The organism is Streptomyces sp. NPDC043867 (assembly GCF_056435845.1).
Genome location: NZ_JBWKDS010000056.1, coordinates 3955 through 20628, shown reverse-complemented (window position 1 = coordinate 20628; position 16674 = coordinate 3955). Strand labels below are relative to the sequence as shown.

The following is a 16674-nucleotide window of genomic DNA, read 5'->3' as shown; positions in this document are numbered from 1 at the left end:
GAGCTTTGCTTCCCACAAAGAACGCTCGGGCTCCTTTCCTTTACCTGGGGAGAGCGCCCCCTCTCCCCCCCCCCCCCCCCCCCCCCCCCTTCTCCCCCTCCCCCCCCCCCCCCCCCCCCCCCCCCGCCCCGGACCGTCGGCGAGCGGCCGCCCGGACCGGCGCGTCGCCTGCGCACGGCCCCCGTCACGTGTTCGGCTCGGCCACGCTGATGTCCCCGAGCGCGGACGACGGGTCGCGCTCCATCGCCAGGTCCGCCAGGGCGACGATCCCCACGGCCCTGCCGCCCTCCACGACGGGCAGCCGGCGCAGGGCGTGCTCCCGCATGAGCTGGACGGCACTGTCGACGTCGTCCTCGGGTGTGACGGTGACCAGATCGGGGCTGCACGCCTCCCGTACGGTGGTGTCGCCGGGGGACTTCTCCTCGGCGAGGATCCGCACGACCAGGTCCCGGTCGGTCACCAGGCCGCGCAGCTCGTCGCCCTCGGTGACCAGTACGGCGCCGATGTCTTCGTCACGCATGCGCCGGGCCACCTCGGTGACCGCGGTGAGCGGCTCCACGGAGACGGGGGCGCTGGTCATGATCTCGTGAATTTTCTGCGTCATCGCGGGCCTCCGTCGATCGCTCGTCCGGCGGCCGCGGCACAGCCGCCGCTTGTACTCCGGGTACCCCTCGGTGCCGGGCCCACGCAGCGCGACTCCCGCCCGCGGCGAGCCGGACCCCGGACCACCTCATGGCCTGTCCCGCGCTGCGGCTCGACGGGGTGCCGGCCCGGAGCGGGCCGGTCCGCTCTCCGTCCACGGGAGCGCAGGCCCTCCGTCCACGGGAGCGCAGGCCGTCCGTCCACGGGAGCGCAGGCCCTCCGTCCACGGGAGCGGCGGTGCGACCCGCGGGACTCCGCCTCCGGAGGCTGAGCGGGTAGGCTGCCCGGCGTGTGCCCAGGGGGAGAGCGCACGCCGGGTGACCACACACGGAGGTGCGCGCCCGCCTTGCACAGCGATACGGGAGGAACCGGCGTTGCACGTCCAGGAATGGCTCGAGACGGTGCCCGCGGTCAGCATCTACGCGCTGGTGGGCCTGGTCATCGGACTGGAGAGCCTGGGCATCCCGCTGCCCGGCGAGATCATCCTGGTCTCCGCGGCGCTGCTCTCCTCCCAGCACGCCGGCATCAACCCGGTGATCCTCGGGGTCTGCGCGAGCGTGGGCGCCGTCGTCGGCGACTCGATCGGCTACGCCATCGGCCGCAAGGGCGGACGCCCGCTGCTCGCCTGGCTCGGCGCGAAGTTCCCGAGGCACTTCGACGAACGGCACATCGCCACCGCCGAGCGGTCCTTCGAGAAGTGGGGCATGTGGGCGGTCTTCTTCGGCCGCTTCGTCGCCCTGCTCCGCATCTTCGCGGGTCCGCTCGCCGGAGTGCTGCGGATGCCGTACTGGAAGTTCCTCGTCGCCAACGTCTTCGGCGGGATCCTCTGGGCGGGCGGCACGACCGCGGTCATCTACTACGTCGGTGTGGTCGCCGAGTCCTGGCTCAAGCGCTTCTCCTGGCTCGGCCTCGTGGTGGCGCTGCTCATCGGGGCCGCCTCGCTGCTGATCGTCCGGCGCAAGACGAAGCAGGCGGCGGCGCACGCCGAGGCGGCGGGGACCCCGGCGGCCGGGACCGGCGCGGTCGAGCCGGAGCCCGTCCCGGCCCCCGCCACCGACTGACCGCGCCGGTCGTCACCGCTCCTCGTGCGCCGCGCGGTGCGCCTTGGCCAGCTCGACGTACAGCGTGCCGTTCAGCGAGATGCCCTCACGTTCCTCGGCGGTCAGCTCCCGCCTGACCTTGGCGGGCACGCCCGCGACGAGGGAGCCCGGCGGCACGCGCATGCCCTGCGGCACCAGTGCCTGCGCCGCCACCAGCGACCCCGCGCCGATGACCGCCCCGTTGAGCACCGTCGCGCCCATCCCGATCAGGCAGTCGTCCTCGACGGTGGCACCGTGGATCACGGCGTTGTGCCCGACCGAGACCCGTTCGCCGACCGTGATCGGGAAGCCCGGGTCGACGTGCAAGGTGCAGTTGTCCTGGATGTTGCTGTCGGCGCCGATGACGACGGGCCCGCAGTCGGCGCGCAGCACCGCGCCGTACCAGACGCTCGCGCCCGGGTGCAGTGTCACCTCGCCGAGCACCACGGAGGTCGGGGCCGTGAACGCCTCCTGATCCACCTGCGGCTCCTTGCCGCCCACTGCCGCGATCAGCGCCCGGTGCGTCATGGCACTCTCCTTGTCCGTCGATGGCTCTCGTCACCGGCACGGTAGGCGACGGGCGCCGAGCGGGGGGCGGGCGGGTGGGGCGAAGATCACAGGTGCCCGGCCGGGTGGCCGCTCGGCACGCTGAGTACGGTGAGCGGGTGCCCAGGAGCAAGAACACGTTCTCATCATGGCGGCGCGGCCTCGCGCAGCGCGCCGTCCACGCGGGCTGGGCCTGGGTGCAGCGCACCGGCGCGGTCACGGCCGCACACCCGGGGCGGTTCCGGTTCGGCGCGATGGGCAGCGGCACCCGGCTGGCCTTCCCGCTCGGCACCGTCTTCGGTGAGCCCTGGATCCGGCTCGGCTCGCACTGCATCATCGCCGAGCAGGTCACGCTGACCGCCGGCCTGATGCCCGACCTCGACCTCGGCCCGGACCCGATCCTGCGCATCGGGGACGGTGTCGTCCTCGGCCGGGGCAGCCACGTCATCGCCGACACCACGGTCACGATCGGCAGCGACTGCTACTTCGGGCCGTACGTGTACGTGACGTCCACGAACCATTCGTACGACGATCCCCACCAGCCCATCGGCAAGCAGTGGCCGCGGATGGACCCGGTGTCGATCGGGCCCGGCTGCTGGATCGGGACGGGCGCCGTGATCCTGCCGGGGGCGCGGATCGGGCGCAATGTCGTGGTCGCCGCGGGAGCGGTGGTGCGCGGGACCGTTCCCGACCATGCGGTCGTGGCCGGCGCCCCGGCGAAGGTCGTACGCCGCTGGGACGCGCGGAACGGCTGGCAGCCGCCGCTGCGCACACCGGCGCCCGTGCCGATCCCCGACGGCGTGACCCCGCAGCAGCTGCGCGCGCTGTCGGATCTCGACGAGGAGGAGATCGCCCGCCTCACGGAACCGGACCGCCTAGACGCCGGGGACGCGGTGGCGGAGGACGCACGAGCGGAGTCCTGACCGGGACCCCGCGGTGCTGAACACGGGTGACGTGTGCCGGGGTCGTCCCAGAGGCCCAGAGGCCCAGAGGCCCAGAGGCCCAGAGGCCCAGAGGCTCAGAGGCCCAGAGGCCCAGAGGTCCAGAGGTCCAGAGGCCCGGTGTGCGGCCGTCGGTCCGTTCGTGACCCGGGGTTGTTCAGCCGGTGGCCAGCAGCAGCGTGCCGACCAGGGCCAGGCCCGCACCGGCGGCCTGGATGCCGCGGAGCCGCTCGCTGAGGATGCCGCGGGCGGCCAGGGCCGTGATCACCGGGTAGAGCGAGGCGAGCACCGCGGCCACGGTGACCGGACCGTGCTGGGCCGCGATCGAGTACGTCCCGTTGGCCGCGACGTCGGCGAGGCCGACGAAGGCGAGGGCCGGCAGCGAGTGCTGGACGACGGTCCGTCCACCGCCCTCAGGCAGGGCCCCGGCGTCCCGGCGCACGGAGACCAGGAGTGCGGCGCCGCCCGCCACGACATTGGTGACGCGCTGCACGAACAGGGCGAGGAGGAGGCCGGTGAGCGTCGTGGAGGCTTCCGCGATCAGCGACATCACCGCACCGAACCCGAACGCGGCGAGCAGCGTGAGCAGCACCGCCTGACGCTGCACGGGGGCGCCCCTGAGCTGCGGGCCGCCGGCGAGCACGACCCCGGCGACGGCCACCGCGATGCCCGCGAACTGCAGGACACCTGGGCGCTCGCCCAGCACCAGGCCGACGGCGACCGGGACGGCCACGCCGAGGGAGCCGAGCGGGGAGACGACGCCCATCGGGCCGAGCGCCAGCGCCTTGTAGAAGGCGAGCATCGCGACCGGTCCGACCAGGCCCGCGGCCACGGCGAACCACAGCCGCGGCCCCGCCTCGTGCCAGCCGCCCGTCGCGATCACGAGCGCCCCGAGGACGACCGCCGCGATCACCTGCGAGGCGACGACCACCGTCAGTGCCGGCATGCGCCGGGTCAGCAGCCCGCCGCCGAAGTCGGCCAGGCCCCACAGGACGCTGGTGGCCAGCGCGAAGAGTGCTGTCATGGGGGCGCCTCGCAGTACAGTGCAGTGAACAATTCGGTGCACCACACCGTAGTTCAACTCAATGGACTCTGTCATCCAAAATATTGGACGGAATGTGTCGGACCTCGACCTGCTGAACCAGTCCCTGGCCCGGAACGTCAAGCGCTGGCGCACCGAGCGGGGCTTCACCCTGGAGACGCTCGCGGCCCGGGCGGGAGTCAGTCGCGGCATGCTCATCCAGATCGAGCAGGCCAGGACCAACCCCAGCATCGGCACGGTCGTCAAGATCGGTGACGCGCTCGGGGTCAGCATCACGACGCTGCTCGACTACGAGCAGGGCCCCAAGGTCCGCATCGTCCCGGCCGACCAGGCTGTCCGGCTGTGGCACACCGACACCGGCAGCTACAACCGGCTGCTCGCGGGCACGGAGGCGCCCGGCCCGCTGGAGATGTGGGACTGGCGGCTGATGCCGGGCGAGGGCAGCGACTCCGACCCGCACCCCGGCGGCACGGTCGAACTCATCCACGTCACGGCCGGGGAACTGACGCTCACGCTCGACGGGGTCCCGCATCGCGTCCCCACCGGGGCGAGCGTGTCCTTCGAGGCCAACGTCCCCCACACGTACGGCAATTCAGGTGCCGAGCCGCTGGAGATGATCATGGCGGTGTCGGTGCCGCCCGTGCACTGAGATGCCGGGCGGGGCGCGTCCGTACGGCTGTTAGCGTGCCGTCATGCGCGCACCCATCGGAGACTTCGACGACGCCACGCCCGCCCCGGACTGCCTCGACGTGCTCGCGGCGCCGGTCGCCGACGCCGTGCGCCGCTGGAGCGGCGCCGTGCCCGCCGACCGGATCGTCTACGTCGACACCGAACCCGAGTGGGCGGACACCGCCGTCTTCCTGGAGCACTACGGCGAGGAACTGCTCGACCGGTCCGCCAACTGTGTGGTGGTCGCGGGCAGGCGCGGCGGCAGGACGACGCTGGCCGCCTGTCTCGTGCTCTCCGCCACCCGCGTCGACGTGAACGGCGCGGTGCGGCGTCAACTGGGGGCCCGTAAGGCCTCGTTCGCGCCGATGGACACGGCGACCGGGGAGACCGGCATGGAGTACGGCGGCATCACGCCCATCGGTCTGCCGGGGGAGTGGCCGCTGCTGGTGGACTCGGCGGTCGTCGACCTGCCGTACGTGCTCGTCGGCAGTGGGCGGCGGCGGGGCAAGCTGCTGGTGCCGGGGAAGGCGTTCGCCGAGCTGCCGAACGCCGTGGTGCTGGAGGGGCTGGGTGTCGCCGGGGCCTGAGGTCCGTCCGCACGTTCCGCGCGGGTGAGGGCCGACCGGGTGCGCGGTGCGTGGGTGGCCGGCCCGGTGAGGCGACCGGGCGCGCGGTGGCCGGCCCGGGAGGCGGCCGGTGCGGCCCCGCTGGGACGGTGGCGCCCGTGAGGGGTACGGCTCGGTTGCCGTACCCCTCACGGGCTGGAGTGCCCTATGTCCGGCGGGGTTCGGGTGGCGTACCCCTCGCGCGGTTCGTCCTGCCCCTGGCGGTGTCCGCGTGGCGGGTGCTTGAAAAGATCGCGCCGTGGCGCCGGTGTCAGGCGGCGGTGGGGGCGGCCTGCGAGGTCAGCTGGCGGAGGACCTCGGTCAGGCCGGTGACGACCTCGGCGTCGTCCGCCGGGTGCGTCTCGGCGAAGCGGGTCACGGAGCCGGGGATGGACAGCTTGGCGTCCTCCAGGACCGCGCCGCCGGCGATGCCCGCGGCCTTGCGGGCCTCGTCCTGTGCCCACACGCCGCCGAACTGGCCGAACGCGGTGCCGACCACGGCGACCGGCTTGCCGCCCAGCGCACCCGCGCCGTAGGGGCGGGACAGCCAGTCGATCGCGTTCTTCAGCACGGCCGGCATGGTGCCGTTGTACTCCGGCGAGAACAGCAGGAAGCCGTCGGCCTGCCCGGCCGCGGCGCGCAGCCGGGCGGCGGAGTCCGGCACGCCGCCCTCGGCGTCGATGTCCTCGTTGTAGAAGGGCACCTCCGCGAGCCCTTCGAACAGCTCGATCTCGACGCCCCCGGGGGCGTGCTTGACGGCCGCCTCGGCGAGCTGGCGGTTGTGCGAACCGGCGCGAAGGCTGCCGACGAGCGCGAGGATGCGTACGGACATGACGGAACTCCTCAGAGAGCGGTTCAAGGCGGGTGCGGCGGTGGAGGGCAAGGATGCTCCATCGCCGCCGCTAAGCGGACCAAGGTCCGTTCAACTTTCTATCACCTATCCGGACCGGGGTCCACTTCTTTCCGTGAGCGCTACGCTGGGACGCATGACCTCGCCCCCGCCGCCCTCAGCCGCGCACGAAGCCAAGGCCGGACGGCTGGAGCTGACACTCACCCCGGTCGACGAGCCGCCCCAGCTGCGCGCCGACGCCGCCCGCAACCGCTCGCGGCTGCTGGAGGTCGCCGCCCGGCTGGCGGCCGAACGCGGAGCGGCCAACCTGACGATGGAGGCCGTCGCCCTGGCCGCCGGGGTCGGCAAGGGAACCGTCTTCCGGAGGTTCGGAGACCGCACCGGACTGCTCATGGCACTCCTGGACCACTGCGAGCAGCAGCTCCAGGCCGCCTTCCTCACCGGCCCACCGCCGCTGGGCCCCGACGCGCCCGCCGTGGAGCGGCTGCGGTCCTTCGGGGGCGCCGTCATCCACCACGAGCACCTCCACCGCGACCTCTACCTGGCCGCGCACGCGGAGGCCGGGCGCCGCCACACCTCTCCCGCGTACCGTCTCCGCCTGACCCACGTCACCCTGCTGCTGCGTCAGACCCGGACGGGCGGCGACACCGAACTGACCGCCCACACCCTGCTCGCCTACCTCGATCCGACCCTCGTGCACCACCTGGTCACCCAGCGGGGCATGTCCCTGGACCGCCTGGAAGCGGGCTGGTACGACCTCGTGGACCGCTGCACGGCCCGGGGATGACGCAGAGGCATGGGGGGCCCGGCTGCCCGGGGCCCGGCGGCGGGTGTCGATGATGGGCGCATGACGATTCCCACCAGAAGAGGCGACCTGTTCGTCGAAGCCGCCCGGGACCCCCGCCACGCCGGTCCCGCGACCGGTGACGAGCGGCGCCTGCTCGTCGACATCCTGGCCGCGCAGCGCGCGACGCTGGCGCTCAAGTGCACCGGAGTGGACGACGAGTTGTGCCGGCGGTCCGTGCCGCCCTCCACGCTCTCGCTGCTCGGACTCGTGCGGCATCTCGCCGACGTCGAGCGGCGCTGGTTCCGGTCGGTCCTGGCCGGACAGGACGCGCCGCCCCGCTTCTCCTCGGCGGCCGACCCCGACGGCGACTTCGGCGGTGCGGTGCCGGGCTCCGCCGTGGCCGAGGCCGCCTGGGAGGCCTGGCACGCCGAGGTGGCCTTCGCCGAGGCCTTCGTGACGGACGCGCCCCACCTCGACGTCGAGGGTCACGACTCCTGGCGCGGCACGGTGTCCCTGCGGTGGGTCCTCATCCACATGATCGAGGAGTACGCCCGCCACAACGGCCACGCCGACCTGCTCCGCGAGCGCATCGACGGCGCCATCGGGCTGTGAGGGCGGCGGCACCGCCGCCTCGCCTCCCGCCACGGCCCGCACCCTCAGCCGAGGTTGCCGATCTCGATCGCCGGGCAGCGGTCCATGACCATGTCCCGCCCCGCGGCGCGGGTGCGCTCGTACGCCGCTTCGTCGACGACGCCGAGCTGGAACCACACGGCGTCGGCGCCGATCGCCACCGCCTCGTCGGCGACGGGCCCGGCCAGGTCGCTGTTGACGAAGACGTCCACCACGTCGACCTCGAACGGGATCGCGGACAGGGACGGATAGCCCTGCTCGCCGTGGACCGTCTCGGCCCTGGGGTGGACGGGGACGACGCGCTTGCCGTACCTCTGGAGCACGGACGCGACGCCGTAGGCCGCGCGCTGCCGGTTCGACGACAGGCCCACGATCGCCCAGGTGTCGCCGAGCTCCGTGAGTATCTTGCGGATCGTTGCCGGATCGCCGTGCACGGTCGGTCTCCTCGGGGTTCCGTTGTCCAACGCTCAGCCGGGCAACGGCCGACGGCACGCGAACATTCCCCGCCCTCCCCGTCCGCCGTCGTCGCCGGGACCCGCGCCCCGTGGCCTCCGGCGCGCGCGGCCTGTCCGGAAAGAGCGCCCGCCTCCCTGCGCCCGCGCCGCCGCCCGCCTACGCTCACCCCGTGCTGCGAATCACCGATGCCCGAACCGGCGAGTCCACGGACGCCGTCGCCGCCCCCCGGGGCCTGACCCGCGTCCAGGCGCACGCGACGCGGGCCGACACCTCGTCCCTGCGCGTCCTGCTCGTGGCCGATGTGCTGGCCAGAGCCCTGGAGATCGGCAGGACCCCCGTCGTCACCGTCGCCGATCCGCCCGCCGAACTGCGCGCCCGCGCCCTCGAACTCGGCATCCGGCCGGCCGAGACCCCCACCGCACCGGGCGGCCAGACCGTCCACGTCCTCCAGACGCACGCCACCGCTGCGGACGCCCGGCCCGGCACGGCGGACGGCATCCACGTCGAGGTCGCCCCGGCGCACGGCACCGCCGAGCCCGGGGTGCTGCGCCTGGCCCTCCTCGCCCGTCCGCGCCGGGAGCGGGTCGACCTCGACGACGACACGGCGGCCCGCGCCGGGGAACTGCTGGCCAGGTGGCGCGCAGCGGTCGCCAGGTGGGCCACCCGCCCGTCCAGACCCGTCCCCGAGGACGTGAAGCGGCAGCTGCGGACGGCCTGGGAGGACGACCTCGACGTGCCCGCCGTGCTGGAGGTACTGCACCGCGTGGAGCGCGCCGAGGACATGCCGGACGGCGCCCGCTTCGAGACGTACGCCTACGCGGACCGGCTCCTCGGCCTCGAACTCACCCGGGACATCGGAACCTTGGGATGAACGCGCGCACCGGCACGAGGCCGCTGCGCCGGCTCGTCGTGCTGCGGCACGCCAAGTCCGCCTGGCCCGAGGGCGTGCCCGACCACGAGCGGCCGCTCGGCCCGCGGGGGCGCCGCGACGCCCCGGCCGCCGGACGAGCACTCGCCGCGGCGGACTGCCTGCCCGATCTCGTGCTGTGCTCCACGGCCGTACGCGCCCGGCAGACCTGGGACCTGGTCGCCGCGCAGTGGGGCACCCCGCCCTCCGTACGGCACGACCCACGGCTGTACGGGGCCGGCTGGGCGGACCTGCTGGCGGCCGTGCGTGAAGTCCCCGGCCCGGTCAGGACGCTGCTGTTGATCGGGCACAACCCGGCGCTCGCGGAACTGGTGCTCACCCTCGCCGGGGACGGGCTCGACGACACGGTGGACGAGGTACGGGAGAAGTTCCCGACCTCGGCCGTCGCCGTCCTCGCGTGGCACGGAGGCGGCTGGCGGGACCTCGCACCCGGCACGGCACTGCTCACGGACCTGACCGTGCCGCGAGGCGGGCCCGGGGACGAGAAGGGACACTGACCCGGGCGGCTCCGGGGCCCGGCGGTGATCCGGGGCTACGGGCAGCGCATACGCTGGCCGGATGCAGGACGAGTACCGCACAGTGGCCCGCGCGGGCGTGCACGAGACCGAGGTCAACCGCTCGCGCTTCCTCTGTGCGCTCGCTCCCGCCGCCACCGAGCAGGAGGCCCAGGACTTCGTCGCCCGCGTCCGCAAGCAGCATGCCGACGCCACCCACAACTGCTATGCGTACGTCGTCGGAGCCGACGCGACCGTGCAGAAGGCGAGCGACGACGGCGAACCGGGCGGCACCGCGGGCGTCCCCATGCTCCAGATGCTGCTCCGCCGGGACATGCGGTACGTCGTCGCGGTCGTCACCCGCTACTACGGCGGGGTCAAGCTGGGCGCGGGCGGACTCATCAGGGCGTACGGCGGTGCCGTGGGCGAGGCGCTGGACGCGGTCGGCACGCTCACCCGCAGACGGTTCCGGCTGGCGACAGTGACGGTCGACCACCAGCGCGCGGGCAAGGTGCAGAACGACCTGCGGTCCACCGGCCGCGCGGTGCGCGAGGTGACCTACGGCGAGGCGGTCACCATCGGGATCGGGCTGCCGGACGCCGACGTGGACGCCTTCCGGTCCTGGCTGGCCGACGTCACGGGAGGGACAGCTCGGTTCGAACTGGGCGGAGAGGCATATGGGGACGCATAACGGGCCGATACGGGAGTAGCCGTCCGTGCTGTCCGACCCGCCCGTTAGTCTCGGGAATCATGAGGCTCCTGCACACTTCCGACTGGCATCTCGGCCGGGCGTTCCACCGGGTCAACATGCTCGGTGCCCAGGCCGAGTTCGTCGGTCACCTCGTCACGACCGTGCGCGAGCGCGGCGTCGACGCGGTGGTCGTGTCGGGTGACGTGTACGACCGTGCGGTGCCGCCGCTGGCCGCCGTCGAGCTCTTCGACGACGTCCTGCACCGGCTCGCCGGCCTCGGCGTGCCGACGGTGATGATCTCCGGGAACCACGACTCGGCGCGCCGTCTCGGGGTCGGCGCGGGACTCATCGGCCGCGCGGGCATCCATCTGCGGACCGACGCCGCGGCGTGCGGGACGCCGGTCGTCCTCGCCGACGCGCACGGCGACGTGGCCTTCTACGGCCTGCCCTACCTCGAGCCCGCCCTGGTGAAGGACCACTTCGGCGTCGACAGGGCGGGACACGAGGCGGTGCTCGCCGCCGCCATGGACCGGGTCCGCGCCGACCTGGCCGCACGCGCGCCGGGCACCCGTTCCGTCGTCCTCGCGCACGCCTTCGTCACCGGCGGCCGGGCCAGCGACAGCGAGCGGGACATCACCGTCGGCGGGGTCGCCGCCGTGCCCGCCGGCGTCTTCGACGGCGTGGACTACGTGGCGCTCGGCCACCTGCACGGCAGCCAGACGATCAGCGAGCGCGTGCGCTACTCGGGATCCCCGCTGCCGTACTCCTTCTCCGAGGCCGACCACCGCAAGAGCATGTGGCTGGTGGACCTCGGCCCCGGGGGCGCGCTCGGCACGGAGCGCGTCGACTGCCCGGTGCCCCGCGCGCTCGCCCGGCTCCGGGGACACCTGGAGGACCTGCTGGCCGACCCCGCGCTGTCCCGCCACGAGGACGCGTGGGTCGAGGCGACGCTCACCGACCCGGTGCGCCCCGCCGACCCCATGGCCCGGCTGACCGAACGCTTCCCGCACACGCTCAGCCTGGCCTTCGACCCGGAGCGGGCACCCGAGGACCCCGAGGTGTCGTACGCCCGGCGGCTCGCCGGCCGCAGCGAGCAGGAGATCGCCGAGGACTTCGTGGCGCACGTGCGCGGCGCAGGACCCGACCCGAGCGAGAAGTCCGTGCTGCGCGACGCCTTCGACGCGGTCCGCGCCGACGAGAGCGTCCGTGAGGTCGCCCGGTGACCCGGCACCGGCCGACGAGGGAAGGATCCCCGGTGGCACCGGAGACGGCGGACGGCAGGGCGAGGCGGGCGACGCCGGGCGAACAGGACGGCGGCGAAAGCCCGCCCGCGCCTGCCCGGGCGCACGCGGAGGGAACCACCCGATGAGACTGCACCGGCTCGACATCACCGCCTTCGGCCCCTTCGGCGGCGAACAGCACGTCGACTTCGACGACCTGTCGGCGGCGGGACTCTTCCTGCTGCACGGGCCGACCGGCGCCGGCAAGACGTCCGTCCTCGACGCCGTCTGCTACGCGCTCTACGGCGCCGTGCCCGGCGCCCGCCAGAGCGGCCAGGGCCTGACCCTGCGCAGCGACCACGCGGCCCCCGGCACCCGCACCGCGATCCGCCTCGAACTCACCGTCGCCGGACGCCGGCTGGAGATCACCCGGCAGCCGCCCTGGGCACGCCCCAAGAAACGCGGCTCGGGCACCACCACCGACAAAGCCCAGAGCTGGCTGCGCGAGTACGACGCCGCGGCGGCCGCCTGGAAGGACCTCAGCCGCTCGCACCAGGAGATCGGTGAGGAGATCACCCAGCTGCTCGGCATGAGCCGCGAGCAGTTCTGCCAGGTCGTCCTGCTGCCCCAGGGCGACTTCGCGCGCTTCCTGCGGGCCGACGCAGAAGCCCGCGGAAAGCTCCTCAGCCGCCTCTTCGACACCCAGCGCTTCGCCGAGGTGGAGAAGCGCCTCGCCGAGCGGCGCCGGACCGCCGAGGCACAGGTGCGGGGGGGGGGGGGGGGGGGGGGGGGGGGGGGGGGGAGGGGGGTGCGATGGGGGGGGGGGGGGGGGGGGGGGGGGGAGAAAAAAACCACCCCCCCCCCCCCCCGCACCGCATGCACCAGGCGGCGGGTGACGCCGAGGCACTGCCCGACCTCGCGCCGGGAGACCCCGGACTCGCCGAAGCCGTCCTGACGTGGGCCGCCGTCGCCCGCAGCACCGCCCGTGAGCGGCTCACCGTCGCCCACTCCGCCCGGACGGCCGCGGCGGCAGCGCACGACTCGGCCGAGCGGGAGCTGGACGACGTACGCGAAGTCGCCCGGCTCCAGCGCCGGTTCGCCGACGCCCGCGAGCGGGCCGCGCGCCTGGAGGAGCACGCCGACGCGTACCGCCAGGCGCGGGCGCGCATGGAGCGGGGCCGCAAGGCGGAGGCGGTGGCCCCCGCGCTCGACCTGCGCGAGAGCACCGAGGCCGAGCACCGGCGCGCCGCCGCGCAGGAGGCACGCGCGCGTGAGCTGCTTCCCGAGACGTTCGCCGGGGCCGGCGCCGCCGGGCTCGCCGTCGCCGCGCGCAAGGCGGCCGAGGAGCTCGGCGGTCTGGAGTCGGCGCGCCGCGCCGAGCAGCGGCTGGCCGGACTCGTCGCGGAGCGCGACGGCCTGGACCGGCAGGAGCGCGCCGACGAGGACGTCCTCCAGGACGCCGCGAGCTGGCTGGCCGGCTGGGACGCCGCCCGGGCCGCCCGCCAGGCGGACATCGAGCACGCCCAGGACGCCGCCGCCCGTGCCGAGCAGCTGGCCGTCCAGCGCGAGCCGGCCCGCAGGCGGCTCGACGCGGCCCGCCGGCGCGACCGGTTCGCCCGCGACACGGACGACGCCCAGGAACAGGCGCTCGCCTCCCGCGAGCGGGCCACGGAAGCCCGCGCCCACTGGCTGGACCTCAAGGAGCAGCGCCTGCACGGCATCGCCGCCGAGCTGGCCGCGCACCTGACGGACGGCGCCCCCTGCGCCGTCTGCGGAGCCACCGAACACCCCGCGCCCGCACGGAAGACCGACGGGCACGTGGACCGGGAGGCCGAGGAGCGGGCGCTGGCCGCCTACCAGCACGCCGACGGGCAGCGCGCCGAGGACGAGCGGCGGCTCGGCCTCGTACGCGAGGCGCTGGCCGCCGCCACCGCCGAGGCGGGCGACACACCCACCGGACAACTCGCCGACGAGATGGATGAGCTGGAGCGGCTGCACACCGAGGCGCGCGCTGCCGCGTCCGGTCTGCACGCCTCGCGTGAAGCGCTCGCCCAGGCCGAGCGGGAGCACGAGCGCAGGGTCGCGGCCCAGCGGGAGGCCGAGGTACGGGCCGCGTCCCGGGCAGCTCGCCGGGAGGCGCTGGACCGCGAAAGATCCGCCCTGGAAGAGGAGTTGGCGTACGTCAGAGGTGACGCCGACAGCGTCGCCGCGCGGTCGGCGCAGCTGGAGCGGCAGGCCGCGCGGCTCAGTGACGCGGCGGACGCGGCGCGCGGCGCCGAAGAGGCCGCCCAGCGGCTCAAGGCGGCGGACGCCCGGCTCGCGGACGCGGCCTTCCGCGCCGGATTCGACACCCCGCAGGCCGCGGCCGCCGCGCTCCTGGACGACGCGGCCCACCGCGAGCTGCAACGGCGCCTGGACGCCTGGCAGACCGACGAGACGGCGGTGCGCGCGGTGCTCGCCGAGGCGGACACCTCGGCCGCCGCCCAGCAGCCGCCCGTCGACCTGCGGGCCGCCGAACGGGCCGCCGAGACCGCGGCCCGCCGGCTCCAGGACGCCGTCTCGGCGCAGGACGCGGCGGCACGGCGCTGCGCCGAACTCGACCGGCTGTCCGCGCGAGCGGCCGCGGGCGTACGCCGCCTCGGTCCCCTGCGTGCGGAGTACGACCGGGTGGCCCGGCTGGCCGGGCTCGCCGCGGGCACCTCCGCCGACAACGAGCGCAAGATGCGCCTGGAGTCCTACGTGCTCGCCGCCCGCCTGGAACAGGTCGCCGCCGCGGCGACCGCGCGGCTCCAGCGGATGTCCTCCGGGCGCTACACCCTGGTCCATTCCGACGACCGCTCCGGCCGGGGCCGCAGCGGGCTCGGTCTGCATGTCGTCGACGCCTGGACCGGCCGTGAGCGGGACACGGCCACGCTCTCCGGAGGCGAGACCTTCTTCGCCTCGCTCGCGCTGGCACTCGGCCTCGCGGACGTCGTGACGGACGAGGCGGGCGGCGTGCGGCTCGACACCCTCTTCATCGACGAGGGCTTCGGCAGCCTGGACGACCAGACCCTCGACGAGGTCCTCGACGTGCTGGACTCCCTGCGGGAACGCGACCGCAGCGTCGGCATCGTCAGCCATGTCGCCGACCTGCGGCGGCGGATCCACGCCCAGCTGGAGATCGTGAAGGGGCGGACGGGATCGGTCGTCCGGCAGCGCGGCGCGGGCTGAGAGCCCCCGTCGCGGGACCCGCCCGCGCCCGCCGCGCTCAGCGGCCCAGCGGGCGCCGGGGCAGCGGCGAGGAGTAGACGACGCTGGTCGTCACCGAGCCCAGGGCGCCGATCCTGCCCGACACCTCCTCCAGGTGGCTCATCGAGCGGGCCGCGACCTTGATGACGAAGCAGTCGTCGCCCGTGACGTGGTGCGCCTCCAGGATCTCGGGTGTCACCGAGACGAGGTCGTGGAAGGGCTTGTAGTTGCCGTTCGGATAGCGGAGCCGGACGAACGCGAGGATCGACAGGCCGAGACGCTCCGGATCGACGACGGCCGCGTACCCCTGGATGACGCCCGCCTCCTCCAGCCGGCGCACCCGTTCGGTGACCGCGCTCGCGGACATGGAGACGGCACGGGCCAGTTCGGCGAAACTGGCCCGCCCCTCACGCTGCAGGACGTCGAGGATGCGCCAGTCGGTGGCGTCCGGGGAATACGCGGTCATGTCCGGGAGACAACAGGGAAATCCCCGGTCGAGCAAGGGGCATGCCGTGGATCGCCACTTCAGCGAGCGCGTCACGAACCGTAGGTTTTCGGACATGACGTCCCGTACGGCCGACGCGGAGAGAGCACCGGTGCGGCGGGACCGGGAGGAAGGCCTCACCATGAACGCGACCGCCCGTGCCGGCACCGCGAACGCCGCGAACCCCGTCCTGCGCATCGCCCCCGCGACCCCGGCCGCGGCCGCCGCCCACTTCGCCGCGAGCCTCGCCTTCCACGCCGACGTGTCGGACGTCGCCTCCGCTCTCGCGGCCGGCGGCGACCCCGGTTTCGTCGTCCTCGACTCGCGGTCCACGGCGTCCTGGGACCAGGGACACGTGCCCGGCGCCGTGCACCTGCCCACCGCGCTCATCCCCGAACAGGCCGGACGACTCCTCGACAGGTCGGTGCCGGTCGTCACGTACTGCTGGGGCCCCGGCTGCAACGGCGCGACCCGTGCGGCCCTTGCGCTCGCCGAACTCGGCTTCCAGGTCAAGGAGATGCTCGGCGGGTTCGAGTACTGGGTGCGCGAGGGCTTCGCGTACGAGACCTGGGAGGGGCACCGGCAGCGTGCCGCCGACGCGCTGACCGCGCCGGTGGGCTCCGAGGACTGCGGCTGCTGAGTCCGCCGCTCCACGGGGCGGAACAGCGGATTTCGGACGGAGCGGGGGAGCGGGAAAACCCGCCCGGAACCCGGCCTGTACGTTCTGCCCATGGCGCGTTACGCGGAACCGGGTGCGGTGGAGTGGGTCGAGTCGGGCGGCGGGCCGCTCATAGCGATCCCCGAGGTGGTGCTGCCGTTCTGGTCGGGGGCCGACGGCGACGACATGTCGTCCGACTACGACCGGGCGTGCGATGTCGAGGGGTTCATCGGCCTGGTGCCGGTGGGCGACACCCGGGCCCTGGTCCTCGGGGACGAACCCGCCTCGACCACGTTCCTGCCGCGGCACGGCACCTTCGTACGGTGGTGCGCCGCGGACTGTGAGGCGGACCTGCTCGCCGGTGTCCCGGCCGCACTCGACGCGGCGGTCTGGGAGCCGGAGGTGCACTGGGACGTCCCCGGGCCGGTGCTGCTGTTCGACGCCGCATGGCCGGGGCGGGTCTCGGAGCAGACGGACCACCTGCGGGTCGACCTGGAACCCGGGCGGTACGGGGTACGCGCGGCGTATGTGGAACCGGGGCCCGAGACGTGGCTCGGACTCGTCCAGCTGCGCCGGCTGGCGACCTGACCTGGCCTGGCTGGGCCGGGGGCCGGGGGCCGGGGGCCGGGGGGGGGGGGGGGGGGGGGGGAGAGGGGGGGGGGGGGGGGGGGGGGGGGGGGGGGGGGGGGGAGGGAAGGGTGAACCCCAATCTATCCCACCCAAC

At 74.5% G+C, this 16674-nt stretch carries 19 protein-coding genes and 1 pseudogene; 14 read left to right on the top strand and 6 right to left on the bottom strand.

Annotation, left to right across the window (positions count from 1 at the left end):
• Positions 1–184: 184 nt before the first annotated feature.
• Positions 185–604, bottom strand: coding sequence for a CBS domain-containing protein (locus AC069T_RS35290; protein ID WP_478786620.1), 420 nt, complete (start codon positions 602–604; stop codon positions 185–187).
• A gap of 412 nt (positions 605–1016) precedes the next feature.
• Between AC069T_RS35290 and AC069T_RS35285 the strand changes: the two genes are divergently transcribed.
• Positions 1017–1703, top strand: coding sequence for a DedA family protein (locus AC069T_RS35285; RefSeq protein ID WP_478786619.1), 687 nt, complete (start codon positions 1017–1019; stop codon positions 1701–1703).
• Between the two features lie 12 nt (positions 1704–1715).
• Here the strand turns inward: AC069T_RS35285 and AC069T_RS35280 are convergent, their stop codons facing one another.
• On the bottom strand, positions 1716–2249 hold the full coding sequence (locus tag AC069T_RS35280; protein WP_358852818.1) for a gamma carbonic anhydrase family protein: 534 nt from the start codon (positions 2247–2249) through the stop codon (positions 1716–1718).
• Between the two features lie 137 nt (positions 2250–2386).
• Between AC069T_RS35280 and AC069T_RS35275 the strand changes: the two genes are divergently transcribed.
• Positions 2387–3190, top strand: a complete 804-nt coding sequence (locus AC069T_RS35275) for an acyltransferase (RefSeq protein ID WP_478786618.1) — start codon at positions 2387–2389, stop codon at positions 3188–3190.
• 175 nt (positions 3191–3365) lie between these two features.
• On the opposite strand, the gene AC069T_RS35270 is transcribed toward AC069T_RS35275, so the two are convergent.
• Entirely contained in the window at positions 3366–4232 is an 867-nt protein-coding gene (locus AC069T_RS35270; protein WP_478786617.1) for an EamA family transporter, read from the bottom strand.
• Between the two features lie 94 nt (positions 4233–4326).
• Here AC069T_RS35270 and AC069T_RS35265 point away from each other — a divergent pair, with 94 nt between their 5' ends.
• Together AC069T_RS35265 and AC069T_RS35260 are read left to right on the top strand one after the other, a co-directional pair.
• Entirely contained in the window at positions 4327–4899 is a 573-nt protein-coding gene (locus tag AC069T_RS35265) for a helix-turn-helix domain-containing protein (protein ID WP_478786616.1), read from the top strand.
• A 43-nt stretch (positions 4900–4942) separates the two neighbouring features.
• On the top strand, positions 4943–5506 hold the full coding sequence (locus AC069T_RS35260) for a YbaK/EbsC family protein (protein ID WP_478786615.1): 564 nt from the start codon (positions 4943–4945) through the stop codon (positions 5504–5506).
• A 289-nt stretch (positions 5507–5795) separates the two neighbouring features.
• Here AC069T_RS35260 and AC069T_RS35255 read toward each other — a convergent pair whose 3' ends face one another.
• Positions 5796–6356 carry an NAD(P)H-dependent oxidoreductase gene (locus AC069T_RS35255; RefSeq protein WP_478786614.1) on the bottom strand — a complete coding sequence of 187 codons (561 nt, stop codon included), beginning with the start codon at positions 6354–6356 and terminating at the stop codon, positions 5796–5798.
• Positions 6357–6510: 154 nt separating this feature from the next.
• Between AC069T_RS35255 and AC069T_RS35250 the strand changes: the two genes are divergently transcribed.
• Together AC069T_RS35250 and AC069T_RS35245 are read left to right on the top strand one after the other, a co-directional pair.
• Entirely contained in the window at positions 6511–7161 is a 651-nt protein-coding gene (locus AC069T_RS35250) for a TetR/AcrR family transcriptional regulator (protein ID WP_478786613.1), read from the top strand.
• A gap of 60 nt (positions 7162–7221) precedes the next feature.
• Complete coding sequence (locus tag AC069T_RS35245; protein WP_478786612.1) at positions 7222–7773, top strand: DinB family protein; 552 nt, start codon at positions 7222–7224, stop codon at positions 7771–7773.
• A gap of 44 nt (positions 7774–7817) precedes the next feature.
• Here AC069T_RS35245 and AC069T_RS35240 read toward each other — a convergent pair whose 3' ends face one another.
• Positions 7818–8225, bottom strand: a complete 408-nt coding sequence (locus AC069T_RS35240) for a CoA-binding protein (protein ID WP_358852825.1) — start codon at positions 8223–8225, stop codon at positions 7818–7820.
• Between the two features lie 191 nt (positions 8226–8416).
• Between AC069T_RS35240 and AC069T_RS35235 the strand changes: the two genes are divergently transcribed.
• The 6 genes and pseudogenes from AC069T_RS35235 (at position 8417) to AC069T_RS35210 (ending at position 14790) form a co-directional block, all read left to right on the top strand.
• Positions 8417–9118, top strand: coding sequence for a hypothetical protein (locus tag AC069T_RS35235; protein ID WP_478786611.1), 702 nt, complete (start codon positions 8417–8419; stop codon positions 9116–9118).
• On the top strand, positions 9115–9672 hold the full coding sequence (locus AC069T_RS35230; RefSeq protein ID WP_478786610.1) for a SixA phosphatase family protein: 558 nt from the start codon (positions 9115–9117) through the stop codon (positions 9670–9672). The genes AC069T_RS35235 and AC069T_RS35230 overlap by 4 nt, the downstream gene beginning before the upstream one ends.
• A gap of 61 nt (positions 9673–9733) precedes the next feature.
• Complete coding sequence (locus tag AC069T_RS35225) at positions 9734–10360, top strand: YigZ family protein (RefSeq protein ID WP_478786609.1); 627 nt, start codon at positions 9734–9736, stop codon at positions 10358–10360.
• 59 nt (positions 10361–10419) lie between these two features.
• Positions 10420–11583 (top strand): exonuclease SbcCD subunit D, encoded by a 1164-nt coding sequence (locus tag AC069T_RS35220; protein ID WP_478786608.1) that lies wholly within the window; start codon positions 10420–10422, stop codon positions 11581–11583.
• A gap of 142 nt (positions 11584–11725) precedes the next feature.
• Positions 11726–12356 (top strand): annotated as a pseudogene (locus AC069T_RS35215) (AAA family ATPase); the annotation flags it as partial.
• A gap of 37 nt (positions 12357–12393) precedes the next feature.
• Complete coding sequence (locus tag AC069T_RS35210; RefSeq protein ID WP_478786607.1) at positions 12394–14790, top strand: SbcC/MukB-like Walker B domain-containing protein; 2397 nt, start codon at positions 12394–12396, stop codon at positions 14788–14790.
• A gap of 37 nt (positions 14791–14827) precedes the next feature.
• Here AC069T_RS35210 and AC069T_RS35205 read toward each other — a convergent pair whose 3' ends face one another.
• Positions 14828–15274, bottom strand: coding sequence for an Lrp/AsnC family transcriptional regulator (locus tag AC069T_RS35205; protein ID WP_358852831.1), 447 nt, complete (start codon positions 15272–15274; stop codon positions 14828–14830).
• A gap of 160 nt (positions 15275–15434) precedes the next feature.
• Between AC069T_RS35205 and AC069T_RS35200 the strand changes: the two genes are divergently transcribed.
• Complete coding sequence (locus AC069T_RS35200; protein WP_478786637.1) at positions 15435–15932, top strand: rhodanese-like domain-containing protein; 498 nt, start codon at positions 15435–15437, stop codon at positions 15930–15932.
• 90 nt (positions 15933–16022) lie between these two features.
• Complete coding sequence (locus tag AC069T_RS35195; protein ID WP_478786606.1) at positions 16023–16538, top strand: immunity 21 family protein; 516 nt, start codon at positions 16023–16025, stop codon at positions 16536–16538.
• The last annotated feature ends 136 nt before the right edge of the window (positions 16539–16674 follow it).